The 24,315-nt window shown below is 55.5% G+C and carries 23 protein-coding genes; 13 read left to right on the top strand and 10 right to left on the bottom strand.

The genetic code is table 11. The features are described 5' to 3' along the window. The first annotated feature begins 1 nt into the window (after window position 1). Genes IPM59_03235 through IPM59_03225 form a run of 3 tightly spaced genes read left to right on the top strand, consistent with a single transcriptional unit; the run spans window position 2 to window position 5,887 of the window. Entirely contained in the window at window positions 2–3,202 is a 3,201-nt protein-coding gene (locus tag IPM59_03235) for an efflux RND transporter permease subunit (protein ID MBK9214601.1), read from the top strand. Between the two features lie 6 nt (window positions 3,203–3,208). After that, entirely contained in the window at window positions 3,209–4,897 is a 1,689-nt protein-coding gene (locus IPM59_03230; protein MBK9214600.1) for a TolC family protein, read from the top strand. A 6-nt stretch (window positions 4,898–4,903) separates the two neighbouring features. Further along, window positions 4,904–5,887: an NAD(P)H-quinone oxidoreductase gene (locus tag IPM59_03225; GenBank protein MBK9214599.1), complete on the top strand. Its 984-nt coding sequence runs from the start codon at window positions 4,904–4,906 to the stop codon at window positions 5,885–5,887. Here IPM59_03225 and IPM59_03220 read toward each other — a convergent pair. Further along, on the bottom strand, window positions 5,884–6,168 hold the full coding sequence (locus tag IPM59_03220) for a hypothetical protein (GenBank protein ID MBK9214598.1): 285 nt from the start codon (window positions 6,166–6,168) through the stop codon (window positions 5,884–5,886). The two genes, IPM59_03225 and IPM59_03220, sit on opposite strands and share 4 nt — an antisense overlap. Before the next feature lie 99 nt (window positions 6,169–6,267). Between IPM59_03220 and IPM59_03215 the strand changes: the two genes are divergently transcribed. From IPM59_03215 to IPM59_03195, 5 genes are all read left to right on the top strand, one after another. Then, on the top strand, window positions 6,268–7,338 hold the full coding sequence (locus tag IPM59_03215; protein MBK9214597.1) for an SDR family oxidoreductase: 1,071 nt from the start codon (window positions 6,268–6,270) through the stop codon (window positions 7,336–7,338). A 37-nt stretch (window positions 7,339–7,375) separates the two neighbouring features. Next, window positions 7,376–8,461 carry a VWA domain-containing protein gene (locus tag IPM59_03210; protein ID MBK9214596.1) on the top strand — a complete coding sequence of 362 codons (1,086 nt, stop codon included), beginning with the start codon at window positions 7,376–7,378 and terminating at the stop codon, window positions 8,459–8,461. Between the two features lie 62 nt (window positions 8,462–8,523). Continuing rightward, on the top strand, window positions 8,524–9,015 hold the full coding sequence (locus IPM59_03205; protein ID MBK9214595.1) for a transcriptional repressor: 492 nt from the start codon (window positions 8,524–8,526) through the stop codon (window positions 9,013–9,015). A gap of 19 nt (window positions 9,016–9,034) precedes the next feature. Next, complete coding sequence (locus tag IPM59_03200; GenBank protein ID MBK9214594.1) at window positions 9,035–9,616, top strand: peroxiredoxin; 582 nt, start codon at window positions 9,035–9,037, stop codon at window positions 9,614–9,616. 74 nt (window positions 9,617–9,690) lie between these two features. Beyond that, complete coding sequence (locus IPM59_03195; protein ID MBK9214593.1) at window positions 9,691–10,161, top strand: TlpA family protein disulfide reductase; 471 nt, start codon at window positions 9,691–9,693, stop codon at window positions 10,159–10,161. 5 nt (window positions 10,162–10,166) lie between these two features. Here the strand turns inward: IPM59_03195 and IPM59_03190 are convergent, their stop codons facing one another. From IPM59_03190 to IPM59_03180, 3 genes are read right to left on the bottom strand one after another with little or no spacing between them, the layout of a single operon-like run. Next, window positions 10,167–10,655 (bottom strand): DUF4112 domain-containing protein, encoded by a 489-nt coding sequence (locus tag IPM59_03190; protein ID MBK9214592.1) that lies wholly within the window; start codon window positions 10,653–10,655, stop codon window positions 10,167–10,169. Between the two features lie 36 nt (window positions 10,656–10,691). Then, entirely contained in the window at window positions 10,692–12,893 is a 2,202-nt protein-coding gene (locus tag IPM59_03185; protein ID MBK9214591.1) for a peptidylprolyl isomerase, read from the bottom strand. A gap of 5 nt (window positions 12,894–12,898) precedes the next feature. Continuing rightward, window positions 12,899–13,321 carry an OsmC family protein gene (locus IPM59_03180; GenBank protein MBK9214590.1) on the bottom strand — a complete coding sequence of 141 codons (423 nt, stop codon included), beginning with the start codon at window positions 13,319–13,321 and terminating at the stop codon, window positions 12,899–12,901. 142 nt (window positions 13,322–13,463) lie between these two features. On the opposite strand from IPM59_03180, the gene IPM59_03175 reads away from it, so the two are divergent. Both IPM59_03175 and IPM59_03170 read left to right on the top strand, forming a co-directional pair. After that, window positions 13,464–15,065 (top strand): hypothetical protein, encoded by a 1,602-nt coding sequence (locus IPM59_03175; GenBank protein ID MBK9214589.1) that lies wholly within the window; start codon window positions 13,464–13,466, stop codon window positions 15,063–15,065. 82 nt (window positions 15,066–15,147) lie between these two features. Beyond that, the gene (locus tag IPM59_03170; GenBank protein MBK9214588.1) at window positions 15,148–15,969 is read left to right on the top strand and encodes a winged helix DNA-binding domain-containing protein; all 822 of its coding nucleotides are present in this window, start codon (window positions 15,148–15,150) and stop codon (window positions 15,967–15,969) included. 58 nt (window positions 15,970–16,027) lie between these two features. Here the strand turns inward: IPM59_03170 and IPM59_03165 are convergent, their stop codons facing one another. The 4 genes from IPM59_03165 to IPM59_03150 all read right to left on the bottom strand — a co-directional run bounded on the left by IPM59_03165 (window position 16,028) and on the right by IPM59_03150 (window position 19,625). Then, window positions 16,028–16,276, bottom strand: a complete 249-nt coding sequence (locus IPM59_03165) for a DUF2442 domain-containing protein (GenBank protein MBK9214587.1) — start codon at window positions 16,274–16,276, stop codon at window positions 16,028–16,030. A 2-nt stretch (window positions 16,277–16,278) separates the two neighbouring features. After that, window positions 16,279–16,539 (bottom strand): DUF4160 domain-containing protein, encoded by a 261-nt coding sequence (locus tag IPM59_03160; protein ID MBK9214586.1) that lies wholly within the window; start codon window positions 16,537–16,539, stop codon window positions 16,279–16,281. A 3-nt stretch (window positions 16,540–16,542) separates the two neighbouring features. Beyond that, entirely contained in the window at window positions 16,543–18,681 is a 2,139-nt protein-coding gene (locus IPM59_03155) for a dehydrogenase E1 component subunit alpha/beta (protein ID MBK9214585.1), read from the bottom strand. A 383-nt stretch (window positions 18,682–19,064) separates the two neighbouring features. Then, the gene (locus tag IPM59_03150) at window positions 19,065–19,625 is read right to left on the bottom strand and encodes a RecX family transcriptional regulator (GenBank protein MBK9214584.1); all 561 of its coding nucleotides are present in this window, start codon (window positions 19,623–19,625) and stop codon (window positions 19,065–19,067) included. 36 nt (window positions 19,626–19,661) lie between these two features. On the opposite strand from IPM59_03150, the gene truB reads away from it, so the two are divergent. From truB to IPM59_03135, 3 genes are read left to right on the top strand one after another with little or no spacing between them, the layout of a single operon-like run. Continuing rightward, on the top strand, window positions 19,662–20,561 hold the full coding sequence (truB, locus tag IPM59_03145; GenBank protein ID MBK9214583.1) for a tRNA pseudouridine(55) synthase TruB: 900 nt from the start codon (window positions 19,662–19,664) through the stop codon (window positions 20,559–20,561). Between the two features lie 10 nt (window positions 20,562–20,571). Continuing rightward, a complete protein-coding gene (locus IPM59_03140; GenBank protein MBK9214582.1) occupies window positions 20,572–21,540 on the top strand; it encodes an alpha/beta hydrolase in 969 nt (322 codons plus the stop codon). Beyond that, on the top strand, window positions 21,527–22,276 hold the full coding sequence (locus IPM59_03135; protein MBK9214581.1) for an aminotransferase class IV: 750 nt from the start codon (window positions 21,527–21,529) through the stop codon (window positions 22,274–22,276). Before IPM59_03140 ends, IPM59_03135 begins: the two co-directional genes overlap by 14 nt. A 63-nt stretch (window positions 22,277–22,339) precedes the next feature. Here IPM59_03135 and IPM59_03130 read toward each other — a convergent pair whose 3' ends face one another. Both IPM59_03130 and IPM59_03125 read right to left on the bottom strand, forming a co-directional pair. Further along, a complete protein-coding gene (locus IPM59_03130) occupies window positions 22,340–22,540 on the bottom strand; it encodes a hypothetical protein (GenBank protein MBK9214580.1) in 201 nt (66 codons plus the stop codon). A gap of 70 nt (window positions 22,541–22,610) precedes the next feature. Further along, complete coding sequence (locus IPM59_03125; GenBank protein ID MBK9214579.1) at window positions 22,611–24,161, bottom strand: serine hydrolase; 1,551 nt, start codon at window positions 24,159–24,161, stop codon at window positions 22,611–22,613. Between the last annotated feature and the right edge of the window lie 154 nt (window positions 24,162–24,315).

Genomic DNA, 24,315 nt, shown 5'->3' with positions numbered 1-24,315 from the left:
TATGCAGTGGTTAGCCGAGGTCTGTGTCAAACGTCCGGTATTCGCGACGATGCTTGTCATGTCGCTCGTGGTGGTGGGGGCATTTTCGTTCCTGAGCCTCGGCGTCGACCTCTTTCCAAAGATCGACTTTCCGACGATCACTGTGACCGTGATCAATCCCGGCGCATCACCCGAGGAGGTCGAGACCGAGATCACGGAAAAGGTCGAGGAGGCTGTCAATACAATAAGCGGCATCGATGAGCTTCGCTCGACTTCGATCGAGGGCGTCTCGCAGGTCTTTGTCCAGTTCGTTCTCGAGAAGGATGTGAACGTTGCGGCGCAAGAGGTCGAGAACCGCGTCCAGACCGTTATTCCCAATCTGCCTGACACGGCCGAACAGCCCACGGTCCAGAAGCTGGACACGGATGCGGCTCCTGTGCTGCGGATCTCGATCTCAGCTCCGCGTTCCCGACGCGACGTCACTGAGATCGCAAAGAACAAGGTCAAAGAACGCATCGAATCGATCAACGGCGTCGGCCAGGTCACGATCATCGGCGGCCAGGAACGTCAGATCAACGTCTGGGTCGATCCAGACAAGATGCGTTCGTATAACGTTACGCCGGCCGAGGTTGCTGGCTCACTCCGTATTCAAAACATGGAGTTTCCTTCAGGCCGCCTCGACGAGGGACAAACTGAAACGAGCGTTCGAACGGTCGGAAAGATAGCAAAGCCGGAGGAATTCAACGAAGTAGTGGTCGCAACGCGAGGCGGCTATCAGGTCAAGATCAAGGATCTGGGTTATGTCGAGGACGGAGCCGAAGAACCGCGGTCAGAAGCTCGGCTGAACGGACAGCCTGCCGTCACGCTTGTCGTCTCAAAACAGTCCGGGCAGAATACCGTCTCTGTCGCGCATGACATCAAAGAACGCCTGAAAGAGATCGAACCGACGCTCCCGAAGGACTTTCAGATGCGGATCATCGGAGACAACTCGATCTTCATCGAGAACTCCCTACGCAACATCGAGGAACACCTGATCGTCGGTTCGATCCTGGCGGCTATCGTGGTCTTCCTGTTCTTATGGAGCTTTCGCTCAACGTTTATCGCAGGGCTTGCGATACCGACATCGATAATTTCGACCTTCGCACTGATGTATGCAATGGGATACACGCTCAATTCGATCACGATGCTCTCGCTCACGCTGATGGTCGGCATCGTGATCGATGATGCGATCGTCGTGCTCGAGAACATCTATCGGTTTGTCGACGAAAAGGGAATGAACCCATTCCAGGCAGCTATCGAGGGCACGCGCGAGATCGGTCCGGCCGTGATGGCGACCACACTCTCGTTGATGGCCGTGTTCGTGCCCATCGGCTTTATGCAGGGCATCGTCGGCAGGTTTATGTCTTCATTTGGCCTGACGGCTGCTTTTGCGGTCGCAGTATCGTTGATAGTCTCCTTCACACTGACGCCGATGCTGGCGGCCAGGCTCATCAAGGCTAAGAAAGACACGCACCGGCAGATCGCAGAGAGCGAATCTGAGATACACGGTGATGGCATGATCGCCGAGGCCGAAGCCAGCAGCCATTACCAAGGTTGGTTTCGACATCTCGACGGCGTCTATACATGGATGCTTCGATTCTCGATGGGTCATCGATGGGTGATCATCGGCCTGGTCGTGCTAGTATTTCTCAGCATTGTTCCGCTCTTCGTATTCGTCGGCAAGAACTTTTTACCGGTGGATGACCAATCTCAATTCGAGATCCAGATACGAGCTCCCGAAGGGTCAAGCCTGACAGCCACCTCGCAGATATTTGAGCGGATCGCATCGGAGGTCAGAAAGATCCCGGGTGTTACCGACACTCTCGCTACGGTCGGAGGCGGGCAGCAACAGGTCGTAAATTCAGGCACGATATATGTCAAGCTGGCGGACGTCAAGAATCGCGCCAAGTCTCAAGAGGCCATGATGGCCGATGCGCGCGAGCTGCTCAAAGGCTTCCCGGCCGAGCTGCGCACAAGCGTCCAACAGGTTCAGGCCTTTTCCGGTGGCGGCTTTCGAAACGCTAATGTGCAGTTCTTGATTTCAGGGCCTGACATCAAGAAGCTCGAGGAATACTCAGATAAGATCCTCGCTAAAATGAGGACGATCCAAGATGCCGTCGATATTGACTCAACGCTCATATCGGGCAAGCCGGAACTGCGGCTGGAGGTAGACCGTAACACGGCGGCCGATCTGGGCGTTCGCGTCGGCGATGTGTCCCAAGCCTTGAACACGCTGGTTGCCGGGCAGGAAGCCACCACATTCAATGCCGGCACGGATCAATACGAGGTTCGCGTACGGGCGATCAATCCGTTTCGAACAAGTATTGAGGGCCTCAATCGCCTTATTGTGCCGTCATCAAAGGTAGGCTGGGTCACGCTTGACCGTGTAGTCAAGTCGTCAGCGGGAACAGGTCCGAGTTCGGTTGATCGCACGAACCGCCAGCGTCAGGTAACTCTGCTCGCCAATACAAGGCCCGGCGGATCAGCCGCAAATATTACATCAGCGATCAACGATTATGTTAAGGAGCTTGATCTGCCGGCGGGTTACCGCACCGGCTATGTCGGCCAGTCAAAGGAGATGGGCAAGGCCGGATTCTACTTTTTACTCGCCTTCGCTCTTTCGTTCGTATTCATGTACATCGTGCTCGCTGCACAGTTCGAGTCCTTTATTCATCCGGTGACGATCCTGCTGACACTACCTCTTTCCATTCCGTTCGGCATATTCAGCCTGCTCATCATGGGACAGACGGTAAATATTTTCTCGGGCCTCGGGTTGCTCTTGCTGTTCGGTGTGGTGAAAAAGAATGCGATCCTGCAGATCGACCATACCAATCACCTCCGTTCGCAGGGAATGTCGCGCTATGACGCGATCATTCAGGCCAATCGCGACAGGCTGCGGCCGATACTTATGACAACGATCGCCTTGGTCGCAGGCATGATCCCACTGGTCGTCGGCACTGGCGCCGGTTCAGGCACTAACCGATCTATCGGTGTTCTCGTGGTCGGAGGCCAAACATTGTGTCTGCTCCTCACTCTGCTTGCGGTTCCCGTCTTCTATTCACTCTTTGACGATCTCGCTGAACTGAAGCTGTTCCGATACGTCAATCGTGTTGCCGAGTGGCTCTTCGGCGGCATCAAGCGGCGGTTCGCCGGTGCTACAAGTTCAGTTTTTACAAGGCAGTAATTCGGGATGCTGAAGTTTAGTCACGTTCTATTGATCTCGTTCTTTGCCTTAGCGGTCATCTCGTCCCGCGCACAGGTGCCGTCACCGTCGCCCGAGACCATAACAGTTCCGGCAATAGCTCCCGACTATCGAAGCGACGACCGGCTCTTGCCCGATCTCGGCCGCGTCGGTGTTGATATCGCCGATCAGCAAACCTTGACACTCAGAGAGGCGATCGAACTCTCCCTAGAGAACAACCGCGACATTGAGATTTCGCGCAAGACAGTTACGATGGCCGAGTTCGACCTAAAAGCGACCCGCGGTGCTTTCCAGGCACGCCTGACCGGTCAGGCATATTATGATCGGACAACTGCCCCGAACGTCAGTATTTTCAGCAGTAATCAGAAAACGACGGTCGGCACCATGTTTGGCAATGCGTCTATCTCGGCGGCATCAGAACGGTTCGGAACTATTGCCACAGCCTCGCTCAGCAACCAGCGTCTGGCGACGGACAACCCGATCTCGATCCTCAGCCCGCAGCTCAATGCAAGCCTTGGCCTCTCGGTGCTGCAGCCGCTATTCCGCGGCCGCAAGACGGATGTTGCCCGGCGCTCGCTTGCCCTAGCAAAGCGCAACATTGAGTTAAGCGATACTCAGTTTCGCCAGCGGTCGATCGAAACGGTCGCGAATGTCGAAAAGGCGTATTGGGACCTCGCATTCGCCCTTAGAAATCTTCAGGTCCAGCGCGATGCGGTTCGCGACGCCAGATCGCAGCTCGATCACAACCGCCGCCTCGTCGACGAAGGCCAGTTGGCACCAATAGACATTGTGGCGGCCGAGACACAGGTTGCCACGTTTGAACAGGCCGTTTATGACGCATTAAATACGGTTAATCTCGCAGAGAACGCGCTCAAGTTCCTTCTTTCGTCTAACCGAAGCGACCCGCTTTGGCGCCGTTCGATCACGCCGATAGAGCCGGTCGACCAGGCCGTACCAACGACAACGCTCGGCGAGGCAATGGACACGGCTCTTGCGCAACGGCCTGAGCTTGACCTCAACAGAACTCAGAAGGAGATCAACCTGATCGACCAGCGGCTGTATAAGGACCAGACCAAGCCTCAGATCGACTTCACGGCGAGTATCACCGAGACGGGAATTGGAGGGAGTGCGAATCCGAACTTTAGCCCAGATTTTCCGACGGCATGTCAGACGAATCCAAATTCGCCGGCGTGTCAGCAGCAGCAGGCCAACCTGGCTTTGCTTATCGGCAGTCCGTACCGCGGCGTTTTTGCTCACAGGTATCCGGTCTTTCGCGTCGGCATCAACTTCAATATTCCACTCCCGGGTGATAAGGCCGCAAAGGCCCAACTTGGCCGGGCCCGTGTGGAGGCTGATCGGCTTGAGGTTCAGCGCGAGCAGGTAGAACAAGGCATCGAGGTCGAGGTACGAAACGCGCTGCAGGCCGTAAGGACGGTGGAAGCGAGACTGAGGGCGGCTGCAATTGCTCGTGAGAATCTGACCCGACAGTACGATTCAGAAAGCCGCAAGATGCTAGCCGGACAATCCGATGTTTATAGGGTCCTCGAGCGCCAGACCGCTCTGGCCGCGGGCCGAAGCAGTGAGCTTCGAGCGCGCACCGAACTTAACAAAGCCATCGCCGAACTCCAGCGAGCGATGGGAAACACCCTGAAGGCTAACAATATTGAGCTAAAATAGCCCCGTATGCGAGCGGTCTACATTAGTGAGTTTGGCCGTTTGGATGGGATTGAGGTACGAGACATTCCGCCTCCGGAAGAGCCGCGCGGCGACGCTATTCTCGTCAAGGTTCACGCGGCCGGTATCAATCGGGCTGATATTCTCCAGGCCAAGGGACTATACCCGCCGCCGCCCACGTACGATCCTCACTTGCCCGGCCTGGAATTCGCAGGCAAGATCACGGCGATTGGCAGCACTGTCTCGACATGGAAACTCGGCGATCGTGTATTTGGAATAGTCTCGGCCGGTGGACAGGCAGAATTTGTGCTGACGCATTCGTCGCTGATCACTGCGATACCCGATGACCTTGATTATCTTGCCGCGGCTGCGGTTTCTGAAGCATTTGTTACGGCTCATGATGCCGTTATTACGCAGGCCGGCCTAACCGCGTGCGAAACTATCCTCGTCCATGCGGTCGGCTCGGGCGTCGGCCTGGCCGCGCTTCAGCTTGCCAAAGCCACGGGTGCGACGGTGATCGGCACATCAAGGACGGCTGACAAGCTTGACCGGTGCCAACCGTTCGGTCTCGATGTTGCAATTGACGCTGCCGACGGAGATTTCACAGACAAGGTCATGCACGCAACCAGCGGACGAGGCGTTGACGTCATCCTCGACCTTGTTGGCGGCTCCTATTTCCAGCGGAATCTTGCGTGCCTAGCCGAAAGAGGACGATTGATGCTCGTCGGACTGACATCGGGCCGCAAAGCAGAGTTCGATCTGGGTTTGGCCCTCAAGAAACGGCTCGTAATACGGGGCACCGTGCTGCGCTCGCGCACCTTTGCCGAGAAAGTTGCTGTGACCGACCGCTTTTCGCGGGAAGTACTGCCGATGCTCGTTAACGGTCATGTTAGGCCTAACGTGGACAGTGTTTTTCCTATGTCTCAAGTGGCTGATGCCTATGCTCGCGTGGCATCGAACGTAAATTTCGGAAAGGTTGTATTAGAGCTCTAGGCCATGATCCGCGTCGCAGCTTCGTCCGTAACCACACACAGCCCTGCGACACCCTGCGCGTCGAGCTCAAACATGAGGCCCCGGGCCTGCGCATAGGTCAATCCGCCTGCCTGCAGCCCTTCGAAGGATATTACAGCCCAAACGGGATCATCGAGCCGCGACGGCAGGACATCGGATAATGCGTCGTCGAACGCAGACGTAACATCGCTTGTTTCGTGATCCTCGTCCATCCTCCTCTTTAGATGCACGGTGCCGGACCGCATCTCCTGAATTCTCATCACACAAAAAAGAGCGCTTCAAACGTTAGCACAGACGAAAAACATGTGTAAATACTTTTTTTGCATCGATTTCCAGCTGCTTGATAGAATCAGATTGTCGTTATGCTCTTTCGCGAATCCATATTTGTGACCGGCTTTCCGGGCTTTATCGCCAGCCGTCTTGTAGAGAAGCTCGCCGCCCCTGAGACGCAGTTCTTTCTCATAGTCCAGCGGCAGTTTACCGAAAAAGCCATGGCTGAGGTCGAGGACATTGCCGAGACCACGCGTACTCCGCTTGAGTGTTTTGTTCTGGTCGAGGGCGATATCACGCTGCCGAAACTTGGTATTTCGGACACAGATCTTGAAACGATGCAGCACGAGGTGACCGACGTTTTTCACCTCGCAGCGGCATATGATCTCGCGGTCGAGAAAGACCTAGCGTTCCGTGTGAACTACGAGGGGACGAAGAATATTAATGATTTTGTGCATACGATCCGTCCGCTTCGCAGATACAATTACGTCTCAACCTGTTATGTGGCCGGCAAACGCGAGGGCCTGGTACTGGAATCCGACCTCGAGCATAAGGCTGGCTTTCGAAATTTTTATGAGGAAACAAAGTATCTCGCCGAGTTGGAAGTTCAGAGTCTAAAGCCGACATTGCCGGTTACCATCTTTCGTCCTTCAGTGGTTGTCGGCGATTCCAGAACCGGCGAGACGGCGAAATACGACGGCATCTACTATTTGATCCAATACCTGCGAAAAGCTCCTCAGATACTCCGGATCCTAAACGTCGGCAATGACGCCGTCAGGCTCAATTTGGTGCCTGTGGACTTTGTCGTTGACGCAATGGCCGCGCTCGCGAAGGACAAGGCCGCTACAAGCCAAACGATAGCCTTGGCCGACCCGTCTCCGCTGACAACGGCGGAGCTTTTTGACATTATCGCAAAAGAGTTGACCGGCCGCAGGTCAGAGTTCCGTCCATCGCCGCGGCTGACAGAGTGGTTTCTCAACACGCGTATCTCGCCGCTCGTTACCGGTCTGCCGCATCATGGCGTGCCGTACTTCTTTGTTTCGCAGACCTATGACACAAGTATTGCTCAACAGCTGCTGAGACCGCACAGCATCGAATGCCCGCAGTTTCCCGCTTATGTCGGCAACCTGCTCGACTTTGTCGATGAGTTTCCGGTGTTATGAAGCAAAGCCTGATCTTAGTCAGGCATCGAACGATCAGATGAAGTCTGTCTTAAGCTGTGCGCTCTTCCTTACATTGTCAACGATCGCTTTCGGCCAGAGCGGCCGGGTGCAGCCAACGCCAACGCCGGAAGAACCACTCAAGGTCGTCACCGAAGAGATCAAGCTCAACGTCCTGGCTTTCGACGCCGATGGTAATTTCTTCCCTGGCCTGACGGCGAACGATATCGTCATCACGGAGAACGATCTTCTTCATCAGCCGACCAGTGTAAGGCGGATACCGGCGCAAGTTCTCATCGTAATGGACACAGGCGGCGAGATGCGCTTCGTCAAGACCCTCGACAAAACCCGGCTTGTGGCAAAGTCTCTCGTCACGGCGCTCAGGGCTGGCGATTCGATCGCGGTGATGCAGTACTCGGACAAGCCCGAGATCTTATCGGAATGGTCGAGCGACCCGGCTGATGCCGTCAATGCCATCACCAGGGCCAAGTTTGGTCGGCGCTCGCTATTTACCGATGCTCTCAAGATGGCTCGCGAGTTCGTGATGCGGAACCCCGCCGACAATCGTCATATCGTCCTCATCACAGATGGAACTGATAGCCTCGGCCGTCCGTCTGCGAAGTTTGATGCGATCCGCGATCTGGTGGCAACGGATATCTCTGTTCACATCATTAGCTACACAGCACTCGAAACTGCCGATATCGAACCTCGGGCCAAAGGTATTTCTCAGACACCGCCACCAAAGGCGATCCCGGATGAGATACAGGCGACGCTGCCCAATGGTGTCCGCGATAAGGGGGTCAAGGTCGGCCCGACCATCGTTACCGACCGCAGCTTTCTGCGCCGTATGCGGGCCCGTAAGGCCGACCTCGAGGCCAGCCAAGAGCAGCTATCCACACTTGCCGACAGCACGAATGGCGAGTTTATCCTACCGGAAACGACTGACGAAATGCTCGAGAAGGCCCCGCTCGTCGCACGTATGATCGACGCTGCGTACGTTGTGACCTATATGCCCAAAATGCCGGTAATCGAAACCCGCGGCGTTGCCGAACGAATGATCGACGTTAGCTCTAAGCGGGCCCGTTTGACGGTTGTTGCTCGTCGAAAGCTCTTGGTCAAGCCCTAATACAGATCTTTCAATTTCGTTGTTGACAAGTGCTATAATTAGAATTATTCTAACTATAGTATATGTCGCGTGACACGTTGGACAAGCAAACATCCGGTTTGACCCCGCAGCGGGAGGCGGTCCTTGATGTCATTCGGATGAGTAATTCTCACCCGACAGCCAACGAGGTATTCACAGCGGCAAAGGAACATTTACCATCGATCTCGTTCGCAACGGTCTATAACAGCCTTCGCTATCTCAAGGAGTCCGGGCACATCACAGAGATCAGGTTCGGCAACGGATCGAGCCGGTTTGATGCGGTCATGCATCGACATGACCACGCACTGTGCACTGAATGCGGTCGGCTGGTAGATATTGAGATGGAATTGCCGTCCGGCTTGATGGCTCGGGCCGCTGAGTATTCGCATTTTGAACCCGAATCGATCGAGCTCACGCTGCTAGGCAAGTGTTCAGCCTGCACGAGCGAATCGGCGGAACCGTCAGGAGTTGGATCATACAAGGCCAAGCAGCAATCAAAGTTTTCGCGACGGTCGAGAAACCGTCTGATGAAATAACAAGGAGAAATACACAACTATGTCAACAGCAACAGCAACGGCCGCCGAGAACGCGGTCACATTCGCAAAGGTCGGGAAACCGGCGCCTGATTTCGACATGCCGTCGACCAAGAACATCGATACACTCGGCGAGAACGTCAAGCTCTCGGATTACAAGGGCAAATGGCTCATCCTGCTCTTCTATCCGCTTGATTTTACGTTCGTTTGCCCGACCGAGCTCATCCATTTCTCAGATCGCCTCGACGAGCTGAATGGCATCGGCGCCGAGGTGATCGGCATCTCGACGGACTCGGTCCACTCGCACCGGGCATGGCTTCGCACGCCGAAAGACAAGAACGGCATCGAAGGCGTAAATTACCCGATCGCATCTGACGTGGGCGGCAAACTCGCACGGCAATACAACATTCTCGTCGAGGATGCGAATATTGCTCTCCGCGGCCTCTTCATCATCGATCCTGAAGGTGTGCTGCAGTATTCGGTCGTCCACAGCCTAAATATCGGCCGTTCGGTCGATGAGACCCTGCGTGTCCTTCAGGGCCTGCAGACGGGTGGCCTCTGTGCCGCTGACTGGTCGCCGGGACAGGAGAATTTGAAGGTATAAAGCAACTATCGTGAATAGCAGCCGGGTTACATCGGTAGCCCGGCTGCTGACACATTCGATTGGAGAAGACTGTTATGCCAATGAGAATTGGAGATGCGATGCCAGAGTTCGACGGGGCAACCACCTGGATCAATGGCTCACTGCAGGAAGCAACCGAGCATATTGAAGGCAAGCCGACGCTCGTGCATTTCTGGGCGGTATCGTGTGGCATATGCAAGGAGAAAATGCCGGCGCTCAATGAGTTAAAGGCAAGGTATGGCCCGCTTGGTCTGCAGACGATAGCGGTCCACATGCCGCGTTATGAGGCCGATACCGATCTGGACACGGTTAACGAGGCGATCGGCGCGAATGGGATAACGGAACCGACGGCTGTCGACAGCCTCCACAAGCTTAAGGACGCATTTCAGAACGAGCAAGGGTGGGTGCCTGTTTACTATCTCTTCGACGGGGAAGGAAAACTCAGATCGCGAGCCGCCGGAGAATACGGCATAGGTGTTCTAACAGGTGCTTTGGAGAAGATGTTTGCCGCTTCAGCGGGTGCCTGATCGCTTCAGGTCATCGCCAAGCTCGAGAGGAGCCAGTACATGACGAACATGCTTAGAAAGATCGAGCCTAACAGCAACGCTATCAGCAGCCCGATAAGGCCAAAGACAAACACATAATCACCCGTCGTTCCCCGGCCAAGGCCGGCGGCCCGCTCGCGTATCAGATTCATATTGCGGTTGTTGGCCTTCCAGACAAAATCGAATGCATCGCCCACGAACGGTACCATTCCTACGACATAGTCGAGGCCGATATTGAAAGCCATGCGAAGCAACGTGATCTTCGGCACGCCGTAACGAACGCCGGAAACCAGTATGTATAACGAAGGGACGACCGTAAGCGTGTCGCCGACATTCGGTATCAATCCGATCAGCGAATCGAGCCCGAACCTCCATTCGGTTCCGGGTACTCGAAATAAGCCGTCGAGATAGCGCGAAAGCTCATCGAGATTCCGCTCGATCTTGACCCTTCTTTCCTGGCGCTCAAGGTCATCCATATTAACAACAACCACATAGACATCTATGCGGTTATTTCACTTTCCAATGATTCTTACACTGATGATCTTATCGCCGCGCACGATCGTATCGACGACCTTCATATCGGCCTCACTCACTCGGCCGAAAACGGTGTAGCCGCCATCCAAATGCGGTTGGGGTGAATGGGTCACAAACCACTGTGAGCCGCCGGTGTCTTTCCCCGAGAGAGCCATGCCTATCGCACCACGGCGGTATTCGTGCATATTGATCTCGCAGCGAATAGACCAGCCGGGCCCGCCGCTGCCATCACCGCGCGGGTCTCCGTCCTGCATTACAAAGTTCGGCACTACGCGATGCACCTCGAGGCCGCTAAAATACCGCTTGCGTGCGAGCTTGATAAAGTTATCGACTGTCAACGGAGCATCTTCCGGATGAAAGTCGATTGTGAAAGTCCCCTTATCGGTCTTTACCACCGCTTTGACCGAACCGTTCCGGCGTGACAGAGCGCGACGGTAATCTGCGTCGGAATTCAGCACTTGTCCAAGCTTTGTTCCCATGGCGCCCGAATAAGGCAGAACACGGTCCTTATGTTCTGCACGTACTTTATCGAGGGTGGTTGTGATCTCTGGAAATGCCTTCTGTAGATCTTTGTCTTCGAGCATCCGGATCGCGCGCTTGCGAACGAGATAGTCCGGCGAATCTACCGCGACGAGCAATCGCCCAACGGCCTCTGTCTTGTTGAGTTGGAACAATGCATCAAGTATCGCCAACTGAGCATCGTTGTCGCGTTTGTCGGAAAGCATCGCCTTGTCGAAGGCACTCTTGAGAGCATCAATATTCTCCTTAGAACTCGGCAGATCACGGAGAATACCTGCCGTCGCCGCCCTGACCTGAACATCTCCATAGGTCAGGAACGGGCGAATTATCTCCGCTGTGTCATCCGTCTTGAACGCAGCAAAGCTCCGCAACCGATCGGGAATTGCCATCCTGGTATTCTTCGAATCAGGGGCGAATTCGAGTTCCTTCTCGGCCTTTACAGCGCTTCGCACATCCTCAAGGGCCTCAGCCCTTAGCGGGTCGCCGGCGGGCAGCCGGGCAAGCTCGGCCCGCCCCTGATCGAGTCCGCTAAGGTACTTCCAACATGACGGCTGTGACTTTTTGAATGCACAATGCGTGTGGTCATAGGTCTTGAGCATCTCGTATGGAGAGACCCTCGCCAGCGCAATGAATATGTCCGGCGTCATAAGGCGGTCAAGAACCCCAAAATCCTTAAGAAACTTGATCGCAGTTTGGTCGCCCGTTCCCTGGAGCAATCTGCCAATCACGACAGTTATCTCGATCAGTTCACTCTTTTGACCAGGCGGAGTGCGATAGGGCGTGTTCCCGATCTCGGCGAGAAGAATGTTGCCGCGTTCAATAAGCTGTCTGGCTGCTCCCTTATCATTCAAGGAGCCCAGAGATCTGATCGCCGACACACGCACACGGCTGTCTTTGTCCTCGACCGCCGCGACAAGAAGCTCAGGGACAAGTGCCTTTGCCTCAGCCGCCCCTAGCACGCGGGCTGCATTAGCACGGACAAGCGGGTCAGATGCCTTTTTGAGCAGATCGCGTACTTCCGGATTCACATCCCTTGAGCGCAGCCGTGCGAGAGTATTGAGTGCGTCCGCGACGATAGACGGATCCGAATACCGCAGGAAGCGTTTTGCGACGTCGTCAGCTCCCGGAGGCCGGACGCGAAGAAGTGCGGTAAGGCCCAATCGGACAACATTCTCGTATGCGGCTGACCGCTTTGTGTCCTCAAACCTTAGGGCCGATAGTATAGCCAGGCCGAGCTGTTTGGCATCATCCTGAGGGAGGTTTGCGGCGGCGATCTTCCCCGCAGCCTCTATCGCACGGCCGCGCACCTCGGCGGAGGCTTTTGTATCATCCAGCACCGCTACGACAGCCGCTGCCCCGTCAAGCGATTCGATCTCACCCAGAGCGAATACTGCCGTGGCTCGAACGTCGTCCGAGGCGTCCTTCGCAACAAGCCTCTCGAGTGCGCCGACCGCCGCGACATCGCCGATCCGTCCGGCCGCTAGGGCCGCCCGCCGACGCACATCAGCATTTGGGCTAGAGAACAAGGCTTCGAACGTCGCGTCAAAGGTACGCGAGTCCTCGGACTTTGCGATCTGCACTGCCGTCGCCAACGGTATCTGAGCCTGGGCAAGAATGCTCGACGCAACAAGCATCAGGATCAAGATCGCTAAATATCTCATAGAGTTTAGGATTCGACTATATTGTAGGTCGTTGTGATAGTCGCTGTCGGCCGTACCGTGGCCGCGACCGAGCAATATTTCTCGTCTGAGAGCTCGATGGCGTCGATAAGAGCCTTTTCCGAAATGTCGCGACCGCGCACGATATGGTTAATGTGAAACGAAATAAATTTGCGTGGATGATCGTCAGCCCTGACGCCGGTGATCTCGACATCATAATCGGTCACATTCTGGCGCTTCTTATTAAGGATCGAGATCACATCGACCGCTGTACAGGCCGCCACAGATACAAGGAGCATCTCCATAGGCGTCGGCGCCGAATGTCTATCTCCTTTGGTATCCATAACTTGTGAGTATCCGTTCGGAGTGGTTCCGATAAAGAACTCATCCCCGGCATATTTGACCGTTGCTTTGTATTCGTTTGATGACATCTTGGATAGTGGACTTATTCGCTCAGTTTAGCATACGCAAACCCTGGTATCTTGTTGCCCTGCACAACCTATGGCACGCGAAATGCTTCAAAAGAGCGCGAGGTGGTCGTGTGCTTGGTCGGCCACGCGGAGGACAACAACTATGAAAAGCTTTAACGATCGTATCTGGACGGTGCTTCTCTCGGCGGCGCTTCTTCTGGCGGGAGCCGGAGCGGCCGAGGCCCAGCGCGGCAATGACCGCGACATTCGCGACGCCGTTCGTGGCCTGAACTCCAGGATCGACGACCTCGAATCAGACCTCCGCGAATACATGCAGAGCAATTCTGAATCAAGTACGGACGTTAGCCTTGCAACGGATAATATTCGCGGGCTTAGAGACAGTGTGTGGTCGTTTGAGCAGAACTTCGACCGCCGACGCGAGGGCCGCGCCGACGTGAGCGGCATCGTCGGTGCGGCGCGAGCCGTGGGCAATCTGCTCGCACGACTCGAGACCGACCGTCGGATCGATGACGATTGGACTGCCGTCAAGACGCAGATCGACCGTCTCTCGGCCAACTATGGGATCGTAACTAACTGGAGCGCCGAGACGGTGCCTGAGCCCGTGCGAGACTATTCGTCTTACCCGCCGGGCAAGACGCTCAGCGTGGGTTTGTCCGGCACGTATGAGATCGATCGAGTCCGGAGCGAGAAGGTTGATGATATCGTTTCGGACACGCAGCTCGGAAACGACCAGCGACAGGATCTTCGTGACAAGCTGGAGGCGCCTGAGCAGATCGCTATCGACATTCGTGGAAGCGAGGTAACTCTTGCCACATCTAACGCCCCGGCCGTCAAGTTCATTGCGGACGGACGCGACAAGGTTGAGCGTGATGCACAGGGCCGCAGTGTTCGCCTGCGTGCAACACTCTCAGCAGACAAGCTCATCGTCTCGTCGATCGGCGGCGAAACGGACTATAACATTACATTCACCTCTGTATCGGAGGGACGTGCAATGAAGGTGTCCAGACGGATCACGACCGACTATCTGAATCAGACCGTCTTTGCCGAAAGCGTATATAACAAGATCGATTCTGTCGCTCAACTCAGCGTCGGCGGCAACAGCGGAAACACGTCCGGCCAATACGGCACATATTCTGACAACGACCAGTCCGGTAATGTGTCAAACGGTGGCGTGCCGACTATCGCAACTACGCGATCGGGAAACTTCATCGTCCCGAACGGCGTTGTCCTGACAGGTGTCCTCGACAATGAGATCAACACAAAAGTTTCGCAGAATAATGATCGCTTCCGTATGACGGTGCAGTCGCCCGGTGAATTCCGCGGTGCGCGGGTCGAGGGCTATATAACGGGCATCAACCGATCAGGCAAGGTCCTGGGCCAGTCAAAGATCACCTTTAACTTCGAACGGATAACGCTGCAAGACGGACAGTCGTATGATTTCGCCGCCGTCCTGCAAAGCATCCAGGACCAGAATGGCAAGCCTGTGAAGGTTGATAACGAGGGAACAGCAAAGGGCGACAGTCAGACAAAAGAGACGGTCAAACGCGGCGGTATTGGGGCCGGTATTGGGGCAGTTCTCGGTGCCATCATTGGCGGTGGTAAAGGAGCGGCTATCGGAGCTGTGATCGGTGCCGGCGGCGGAGCCGGTTCTGTGATCCTGACCGGAAAGGACGACATTCGCCTTATGGCCGGGTCCACGTTGACCGTTCTGTCAACGTCCTCGTCGTCGGTCGGACCAAGATAGCACAGTCCCTCGGTCAGAACTGCGGACGGGCGATCCGAGGATCGCCCGTCCTTTTCTGCTATTATGCCTATCGGCATTTATCGTGGCTGTTAGCTACAAGACACTTCCGGAGGAGATAGAACTATACCGAGATCGCAAATGGCGGCGTGAGGAATCATTGCGCGTTGACTCAGCAGAGGATGTCGAGGCGATGGTCGAGGAGATCGGCTTCTGCCTGGGGCTGACCGACGCCCGCGCGGGACTGCCGTCGGTCTATACCGCGGTCTGCGGTCGGCGCGATGCTCACCTGCCGAGGAATGTTCAAAAGGACCACGAAGCCAGCCGCGCGTGGGTGCTAAAGGACGATTGTATAGCCCGCGGCCGCATCTATTACGGCAAGCTCATCAAGGGCAAGTCGTGGTTTCTCTCGCGGCGGATGATACCTGTATTCAACACGCTTTGGGGATGCTCGCGAAAGGGCGAGTCCGGCGTGCTTTCCCCTAATGCCCAGAAAGTCTTAAAGGTACTCCGCAAAGAATGGGAAATGGCGACCGCCGATCTACGGGCCGAGTGCGGCTTTAAGGACAAGAAAGACCTGACGACTGCCATAGACGAGCTGCAACGCCGAATGAAAGTCGTTCCAGCGGAGGTCGTTTATATGCCCAAATTCACCTATATCTGGACACTTGCCGAGGCGCGATTTCCCGAGGAGCTAAAGGTCAAAATGAGCCGGGAAAAGGCGGTCCGGGAACTCGCCCGAACGTATCTTCAGGCCTGCGGCATGACACTGCTCGGTGAGCTGTCAGGCAAATTCGGTTTCTACCGTTGGGAATCAGGCAAGGCAAACCACGAGCTGGTTGATGAAGGGTCTGCCGAGCGCGTCACGACCGGCGTTTATCGGCTGAATAGATCGCCAACGAAGTAACACGAATTACGCAAATCGAACTACTCCCAATTTGTGCAGTTCATGATACGGCCTGCTTCTATATCAGTTCGCCTTCTTCGTAGAGTGTTTCTGGTGCGATATCGGCGCCGTTGGGCCATGATATGGTCCAGCCGTCGACAAAGAATTTTTTGAAGTACTTTTTGTCTTTGAGCGCCTCAAAAACGCCGCCGCCGACCCATTTCGAACAATCGGCAACCCGTATCTGGCCGTTGTCGAACGTGAGCTTGATCTTATAGTCCTTCAGGTAATCGGCGTCGATAACCCTTGGCAAATATCCGTTCTTCATCACTATTCCAGCGGATCGATCTTTTGGATCTCCTTCTTGCTCATCGCCAGTTCCCAGTTTCGTTCAAGTTCGTCCTTATGCAATCTCGCCCATTGACGGATGAGCCGGCGAGCAGTCCTCGAACGCATCGACCCCGCTTTCATATTACCATCGAAGTCAAAAACACCGACTTGGCTCTGATACTCTGCGTGAAAATGCGGCGGATTGTGTTCGTTGTGGAACATCCTGATGATGATCCCAAAGAACATCGACACGTATGGCATATGTCAGTATTTCATCAACTCCCGCACTGCGGATTCGACATCCTCCGACTGCGGCAGGATGAAATCTTCTAGTTGCGGGGCGTAGCCGACGAAGGTATCGGTGGCGCCAACGCGGCCGACCGGGGCGTCGAGGTATTCGAAGAGTTCGTTCGAGATGCGGGCGGCGATCTCGGCACCGTAGCCGTAGGAAATTGGGTCCTCATGGGCGACGATTACGCGGCTGGTCTTCTTCACGGACTCGGCGACAGCTTCCCAATCGTAGGGAACCAGCGTGCGGAGGTCGATGAGATCGACGGTGATGCCATCGGCTTCGAGGCGTTTTGCGGCTTGGTTCGAACGTTCGACGAGCGCTCCGTAGGTGACGATCGAAACGTGGCTGCCCTCACGGACGCGTTTCGCTTTACCAAACGGTATCAGAAAATCGCTTCCCGGGTAGGCGGATTTATTGTAGACCTGTCGGTAAAGGTGCTTGTGTTCGAGGAACAGGACCGGATCGTCGCAGCGGATCGCGGTTCTCAGCAGGCCATTCGCATCGAGTGCGGTTGACGGATAGACGATCATCAGGCCCGGCGTGTGCGAGAAGAGCGTCGTGCCTGACTGCGAGTGATAGACCGCACCGCCTTTTAGATAACCGCCGACCGGCACACGCATCACCATCGGGCATTTTGTGTCACCGTCGCTTCTCCAGCGGGTCAGGGCGACCTCATTTCGGATCTGCATCATCGCCGGAAAGATGTAATCAAAAAACTGTATTTCGCAAACGGGCTTTAGGCCGCGAATGGCCATGCCGACGGCACGTCCGATGATATTGGCCTCGGCAAGCGGCGAGTTAAAAACGCGGGCCGAACCGAACTTACGCTGCAGATTGGCTGTGACCTTAAAAACGCCGCCTTTGCCCTTGACGATGTCGAGATATTCTTCGCGCGAGCAATCTGCCACGTCCTCGCCAAATACGACGATGCGGGCATCGCGTTCCATCTCTTCATGCATGCAGCGGTTGATCAGATCGACCATCGTGCCGGGATTGCCCGAGAGTTCCGCAGCGTCCTCTGTGTCAAATAGTTGTCGGTCGGTCGGATCGACGTCGGGCGAGAAAACGTTCCGCAATGCCGTCGGCCCTTCGGGCTGCGGCGTTTCGACTGCGATATCGGCGGCCGTGTTTACCTCGTCGTCAACCTCTTTTCTTAATGCCTCAAGCTGATCGCCGGTTGCGATTCCCTCGTTGATCAAAAACTCAGCATATGTCCGGATCGGGTCGATCGCAGCGTCGGCGTCTCGCTCCTCGTCGGGGCGATAGAGCTTTTCGTCGTCTGAAAGGGAATGCGAATACGGGCGAATTACCTTTGCGTGAACAAAGGCCGGGCCTTTCCGCTCGCGGCAGTATTCAACCGCACGCTTGAATGTCGCATACGACTCAAGCGGATCGGTGCCGTCGCACTTTTGGATGAAAAGGTCTGGAAATCCCGCGACCAGCTTTGAAATATCGCCGCCCGCCGTTCCGACCTCGACCGGTACGCTGATCGCGTAACCATTATCCTCGACGCAGAAGATGACGGGCAGCTTGAGGTTGCACGCCGTGTTGAGAGCCTCCCACCACTCGCCCTCGCTTGTGGTACCGTCGCCGACCGACATATAGACGACCTCGTCGCCCTTGAAACCGGTGATCTTGTCCTGCAGTTCCTTAACAAGCGACGCCCGATACGACGCCTCGGCTGCACCGACCGCGTGCAATGCCTGCGAACCCGTGCATGACGATTGTGAGGGAACGTTCAAGTCCTTATGCCCCCAGTGCGAAGGCATCTGACGGCCGTGCGAATTAGGATCGGCTTCCGCTCCAACCGCCGAATAAAGCATCTCCTGAGCCGTCATGCCCAGGCCGAGCATCAAGGCTCGGTCGCGATAGTATGGAAAGAACCAGTCGTAGGCCGGCTTCATCGCCAGGGCCGCACCGACGAGGGCCGCTTCGTGCCCTGCACCTGAGATCTGGAAGAATATCTTGTTCTGTCCCTTTAGCTGGATCTCCTTGTCGTCGATCCGGCGCGACAGGTACATCGTTCGGTAAAGCCCTACAAGCGTATCGGCGTCGAGGCCGTGATATTTGTCGGCCGAGGCCTTACCGTTCTTTTTGGTCGCAGTCGTCATCTAGTAACTCTTACTGAAGTAAATAGCGCTAATTCCGCAATCATTTAAGATAGCAAATGCCCGATTTGCGGGCAATTTTCGCCTTTTACCTTTTTACTTTTGCCCTTCCCTTGTCCCATTTCCCATTTGTCGCACATGTCCCAGTGTCCCAACTGTCCCAAACAGGGTTTGCCTGCTCGGTGTACCGGAACGTTCCGGTGCGTTCCGCTCGTGTTCCACCCCAGGGCGGAACGCTGTAAATATTGCATCTATTAAGTTTAATATAGGTTTTCAGACCGCGTTCCGCGAATTTCGCGCAAAAACGGGGTTTATGCCACACGTGTGGCCAAACCTGCTGTCAAAGACCGTAAACTGTTGCAAGTATAGCACAACTCACCCAAAAGTCAAGCATTTTCTGAGCGATCCCGCTCGGCAAGCAGCAGTTGCGACGCCCTGTCGCGGATCAGGTCGTAGGAAAAGCCCTGCCGCAGCAAATGGTCGTGAAGTTTCTTCATTTCGTCCCGCGTCGCCGGTTTGCCCTTGAGCCTCAGCCGTTTCTCGATCGCCGCGTCGATCAATTGTTCCTCGGGCAGTTTCTCGTATGCCTCGGCAATGGCGGCATCGATGGTTTCTTTGTCCAGTTTTTTCTGAGACATCGACATTTGCAGCCGGCGGCGGCCTTGTGGTTTTTGGCGGAGCTTTGAAACGGCCACGTCGCGGGCGAACTGCTCATCGTTGAGATAGTTGTATTCCTTGAGCTTTTCGATCACGGCGTCGACGATCTCAGCATCCGTCCAGAGCTTTTCGAGCAGACGTTCGCGAAGCTCCGCAACCGAACGCGGTTTGGCAGCGAGCAGTTTGACGGCGCAGTTCATCGTCCGCTCACGTGAGCGTTCACGGTCGTTCACAACGCGGTCGGCGTCATCAAGCGTTCGGGTCCGTTTTCGCCACGACACGCTCTTCATTGTGCATTATTAACCAACGCATTCTAAAATTAGCCGGTGGACGGCATTCTGGTCATCGACAAACCGCCGGGGATCACGTCGCACGACGTCGTGTCAAAAGTTCGTCGTATTCTCGGTACGCGGCGCGTTGGCCACACCGGCACGCTCGACCCATTTGCGACTGGCGTGATGGTCGTGCTCGTTGGCAAGGCGACGCGGCTCGCGCAGTTTTTGGACAAGGACGAGAAGGAATATCTGGCTACCATGCGGTTTGGAGGTGAAACTGATACGGGCGATACGACGGGCAATTTCAAATCTCAAATTTCAGATTCCAGATCGGTTTCGACCGAGGACATTGAATCCGCTCTGCCGCACTTCAAGGGCGAGATCATGCAGGTGCCGCCGATGTACTCGGCGAAAAAGATCGATGGGAGAAAGCTCTACGAGTACGCTCGAAAGGGCGAGACGATTGAACGAAAGTCGATAGGCGTCACGATATCTGAACTTGAGATCGTCGAACCTCTTCGCGAGGATCTCAAATCTGAAATCTCAAATCTGAAATTCCGCGTTGTTTGCTCCGCGGGAACGTATATCCGAACGCTGGCCAAGGACATCGGCCGGGCCGTCGGTGTCGGAGCGCATTTGGCCGAGTTGAGACGGACGCGTGCGGGTCGGTTTGAATTGTCGCAGAGCGTTACGCTCGATGAACTCGGAAGCATGGACGAGCCAGGATCGAGACTGCTGCCAATGGATGAGGCGGTGTCGCACCTTGCGCGCTTCGCTCTGAGCAAAGAAAGGGCGAGGCGAACACTGAACGGCCTTTCGACGCGGATCGAAGACATGACGTTTGCGGACGGTGAGGCCGTAAGGATGCTGACGGATGCAGGCAGGTTGATCGCGGTCGGCCTTTATGATGAGGCCGAAGCGTCAATTCGGCCAAAGGTTGTTTTGGTATAGAATTACGTCGATGAGGAAACGAGACTTGGCACTGGTCATTGGCGGAGCGGCCACGGCGGCCGTCGCCGTCAAGATGTTGACGCGTCCGGCGACGGTTCGCTGGGACGAAGTCATCGGCCTCGTCCCGCATTCCGACCGGTCGAGATTTGTTTCGGTCGACGGGATTCGGCTGCATTATCAGGAGTTTGGCGGGCCGATGGCCCCGCCGATGGTGCTGGTCCACGGCTACACTGCGTCTCTGTTCGTTTGGAAAACAGTAGCGCCAATGCTTGCTGACGCCGGATTTCGCGTGATCGCGGTCGATCTGGTAGGGTTTGGTTATTCCGAAAAGCCGCGTGGATTTGAATATTCCATCGAGTCTCAGGCCAGAATCGTCACGCGGTTTCTGGAGCGGCTCGGTATCGGGCAGGCGACGATCGTTGGAAGTTCATATGGCGGAGCCGTCGCGGCGACAATTGCTCTCGATTATCCCGAACGTGTCGAAAAACTCGTTCTCGTCGATGCGGTGATCAATGACGATCTCAAATCGCATCCGGTGCTGCGGTTGGGAGCGCTTCCCGGTATCGGCGAGATCATGACGCCTTTTGTTTCAGACTCGCGGTTCTTCCTGCGTCACCGCATGCACGGCACGCTCGCAAAGGCGAACCATCACCTGATCACCGACGAACGTATCGAAGGCGTTCGCCGCCCGCTGCTAGGCGCCGACGGCCACCATAGCCTGCTGGCCACGTCACGCAACTGGTCCGCAAACCGCATCGAACGCGACGCCCACCTCATCACTCAACCAACTCTCATAATCTGGGGCGAAGATGACACCGTCATCCCGATCAGGGACGGCTACAAACTCCGTGATGCCGTGCCCGATTCTCGCCTCATTGTCCTAAGAGATTGCGGGCACGTGCCGCAGGAGGAGTGCAGCAATTCGTTTGCAACGATAGTCACGCAGTTTTGTGGCAGCGAGGGGCATGGAACAGTCTAGTGCTTCACTCTACGGGACTGGTGTATTCACAACAGTCGCCGTTCAGAACCACGAACTGCAGTTATGGGAAAAGCACTGGCGGCGATTGATCAATAACGCCAAGACGATCGATCTTGACCTTTCGCCGTATTCGAAGATCTCGACGAAAACAGCTATTGCCGAAGCAGTCCAAACCTCCGGCCTCTGTGAGGGCCGCGCCCGCGTAACTTTCTGCGACGAGCGGCCGAGCAATATCTGGTCCGGTAGCAATCCCGACCATGCGACAAGGATCCACATCATAGTGGGCCAGATGCGGCCACCGCCGTCACGGTTCCGGTTGACGGTCTCGCCGTATCCGGTCAATTCCCGTTCGCCTTTGGTCGGAGTGAAATCGTGCAATTATCTTGAGAACATCATCTCTATCAATGAGGTTAAAGATCGCGGTTTTCACGAGGGTATTCGTGTCAACGAACGTGGGCATATCACAGGCGGCTGTATGTCGAATGTGTACTGGCTAAAGGGCGACAGGCTTTACACACCGGCGTTGTCAACGGGATGTTTGCCGGGGACGACGCGCGAATATGTGCTTGAGAATATTGACTGTGACGAGGTTGAGGCTGAGATCGATGAATTGGATGGTGCCGATGCGATATTCCTGACATCCGCCGGCCTCGGCATCGTGCGAGTGGATGAGTTCGACGACCGACGTCTCGGCGGAGGCAACCACACGCTGCTCGGCCTGTGGCCTCCGCAATAAGAAAACACGAACAGCCACGAACCTGAATTCGTGACCATTCGTGTTAATTCGTTGCCAAACTTCCTAACCTGCGGTCTCAAACAACGCGAGGATCTGTTTGCCCTCGGCCGAACGCGGGTCGATGGTCCGCAGGTGTTTGAGGCCCTGCATTTCCCAGATGGCCGTCACTACGCCTTCTTTCTCGACGGCCTGAAAGTGTACCTCTTCGGTAGCGGCCGGCGTTTCGGGTGCCGTTTCGGCCGGCTGAACTGCTTCTTCTGACATTAACTTAAACCCATTCTCCTATTTACGAAATCGAAAGAGGATTTTTACATATCGCCATTATTTTGTCGAGCTATCGGCTGCTTGCCATCTCTGGTTTGCGGCGCAGGTCTAATTCATAGAACCAAAAATCATTGTTTGGCTGATCGACAGTTAATCGGTCGGTCTTGCCGTTCTTGTCGATCGTGAAGGTCACAAACCCTCGTGGAAAATTGTAGGCGACCGACGGACGCCATTTGATCTGGAACGTGTCGTAATGCCAATGCTCAAGGTCGGCGACAAAATTCGGCGACGGCAGGAATCGCATGACCAGCTTACCGTTCTCTTCCGCTATCGCAACGTCGCCATATAGCTTGTCGGCGTACGTTCCGGCGTAGTTTGACAGGGCAAGCGACGGCTTAGTGCCCGCGACGCGTGCGTCATCGACGGCTTTGGCATCGGCAGCGTCCTCCGCTTTGTTGTTGGCGACGCGCGTCACGGCCTCGGCATTGTAGTCGCGCTTAGGAGCGTCTACAAGAACGTCGCGGATCTTATTCATCATGATCGCGAATGACGGCGACTCATTGTTCGTCAGCACGACAAACCCTGCATTCTCCTCGGGGATAAGGACGGTGTAGGACAACATCCCGTCAAGCCCGCCGCTGTGATTGATGATCTTTCGGCCGTGATAGTCAGAGACGAACCAACCCATAGCAACACCGCTGAAATGCGTTGTCGGATTGTTTCGCGATGCCGCCATCGACACCTGCTGCGCAAGGTATGGCTGGTGCATCGCCCACGACTGCTGCTCACTGAAGATCCGCTTGTCACCGAATTTGCCCTTGGCCAATTGTGTGCGGACCCATTTTGAGAGGTCGTTGACCGACGAATTGAGCGCCGCCGCCGAGTACGAACCGTCAACATTCCCGCGATGCAGCACCCGCAGCGTGCCGCCCGATTCGTTGTGCGGCCACGCGGCGTTGTCGGGAAGGTTGTTTATACTGCACCTTGTTCGCGCCATTCCGAGCGGCGTCAGGATCCGTTCGGTGACAAAGCTGCACCATGATTGGCCCGATGCTTTCTCAACGACCTTGCCCGCAGCGATGAACATCAAATTTTGATACCCGAAACGCGTCCGAAAACTCGATACAGGCTTGAGATACCTGACCCGTCGCAGTATCTCGTCGGGCGCATACGTCGTTTCATACCACAACAGATCGCCGCTGAATGTATCCAGCCCGACGCGGTGCGTCACCAGATCTCGGATCGTCAATTCGTTCGTCACCCACGGGTCGTACATCTGGAAATCAGGCAGATACTTTGACACCTTGTCGTCCCAGTTGAGCTTTTTCTCATCGACGAGGATCGCTAGGCTCGCGGTCGTAAATGCCTTTGAATTCGACGCGATGGCAAAAACCGAGTCGGCGTTAACGGCGGCGGGTTCGCCAAGCTTAAGAACTCCGTAGCCTTTGGCCGAGACCACTTTATCGTCTTTTACGATCGCGATCGCCATGCCCGGGCCTTTCCAGGTGGCCATCACGGTATTGGCGTAATCGTCGATCTCCTTGAGTTTGTCGTCCAGAGTTTGCGCCGAGGCAAACGCGGCAACGAGGAGCACAAGAATGATTGAGTTGATCTTTTTCATGTCATTAGAAGTCGATCCAAATTGGCCGCCCGCTCACGCGGCGGTTCTGACTATGGACACACAACATTGAGGTGGTTCATATGTATTATTAGAAAACTCTCACACAAACCTTAAGATTGAAACAATATCTTCCAAGTATAACTGTTTCATCGTA

Source organism: Chloracidobacterium sp. (assembly GCA_016715795.1).
Classification (GTDB): domain Bacteria; phylum Acidobacteriota; class Blastocatellia; order Pyrinomonadales; family Pyrinomonadaceae; genus OLB17.
This window is presented reverse-complemented; position numbering and strand designations above follow the sequence as displayed.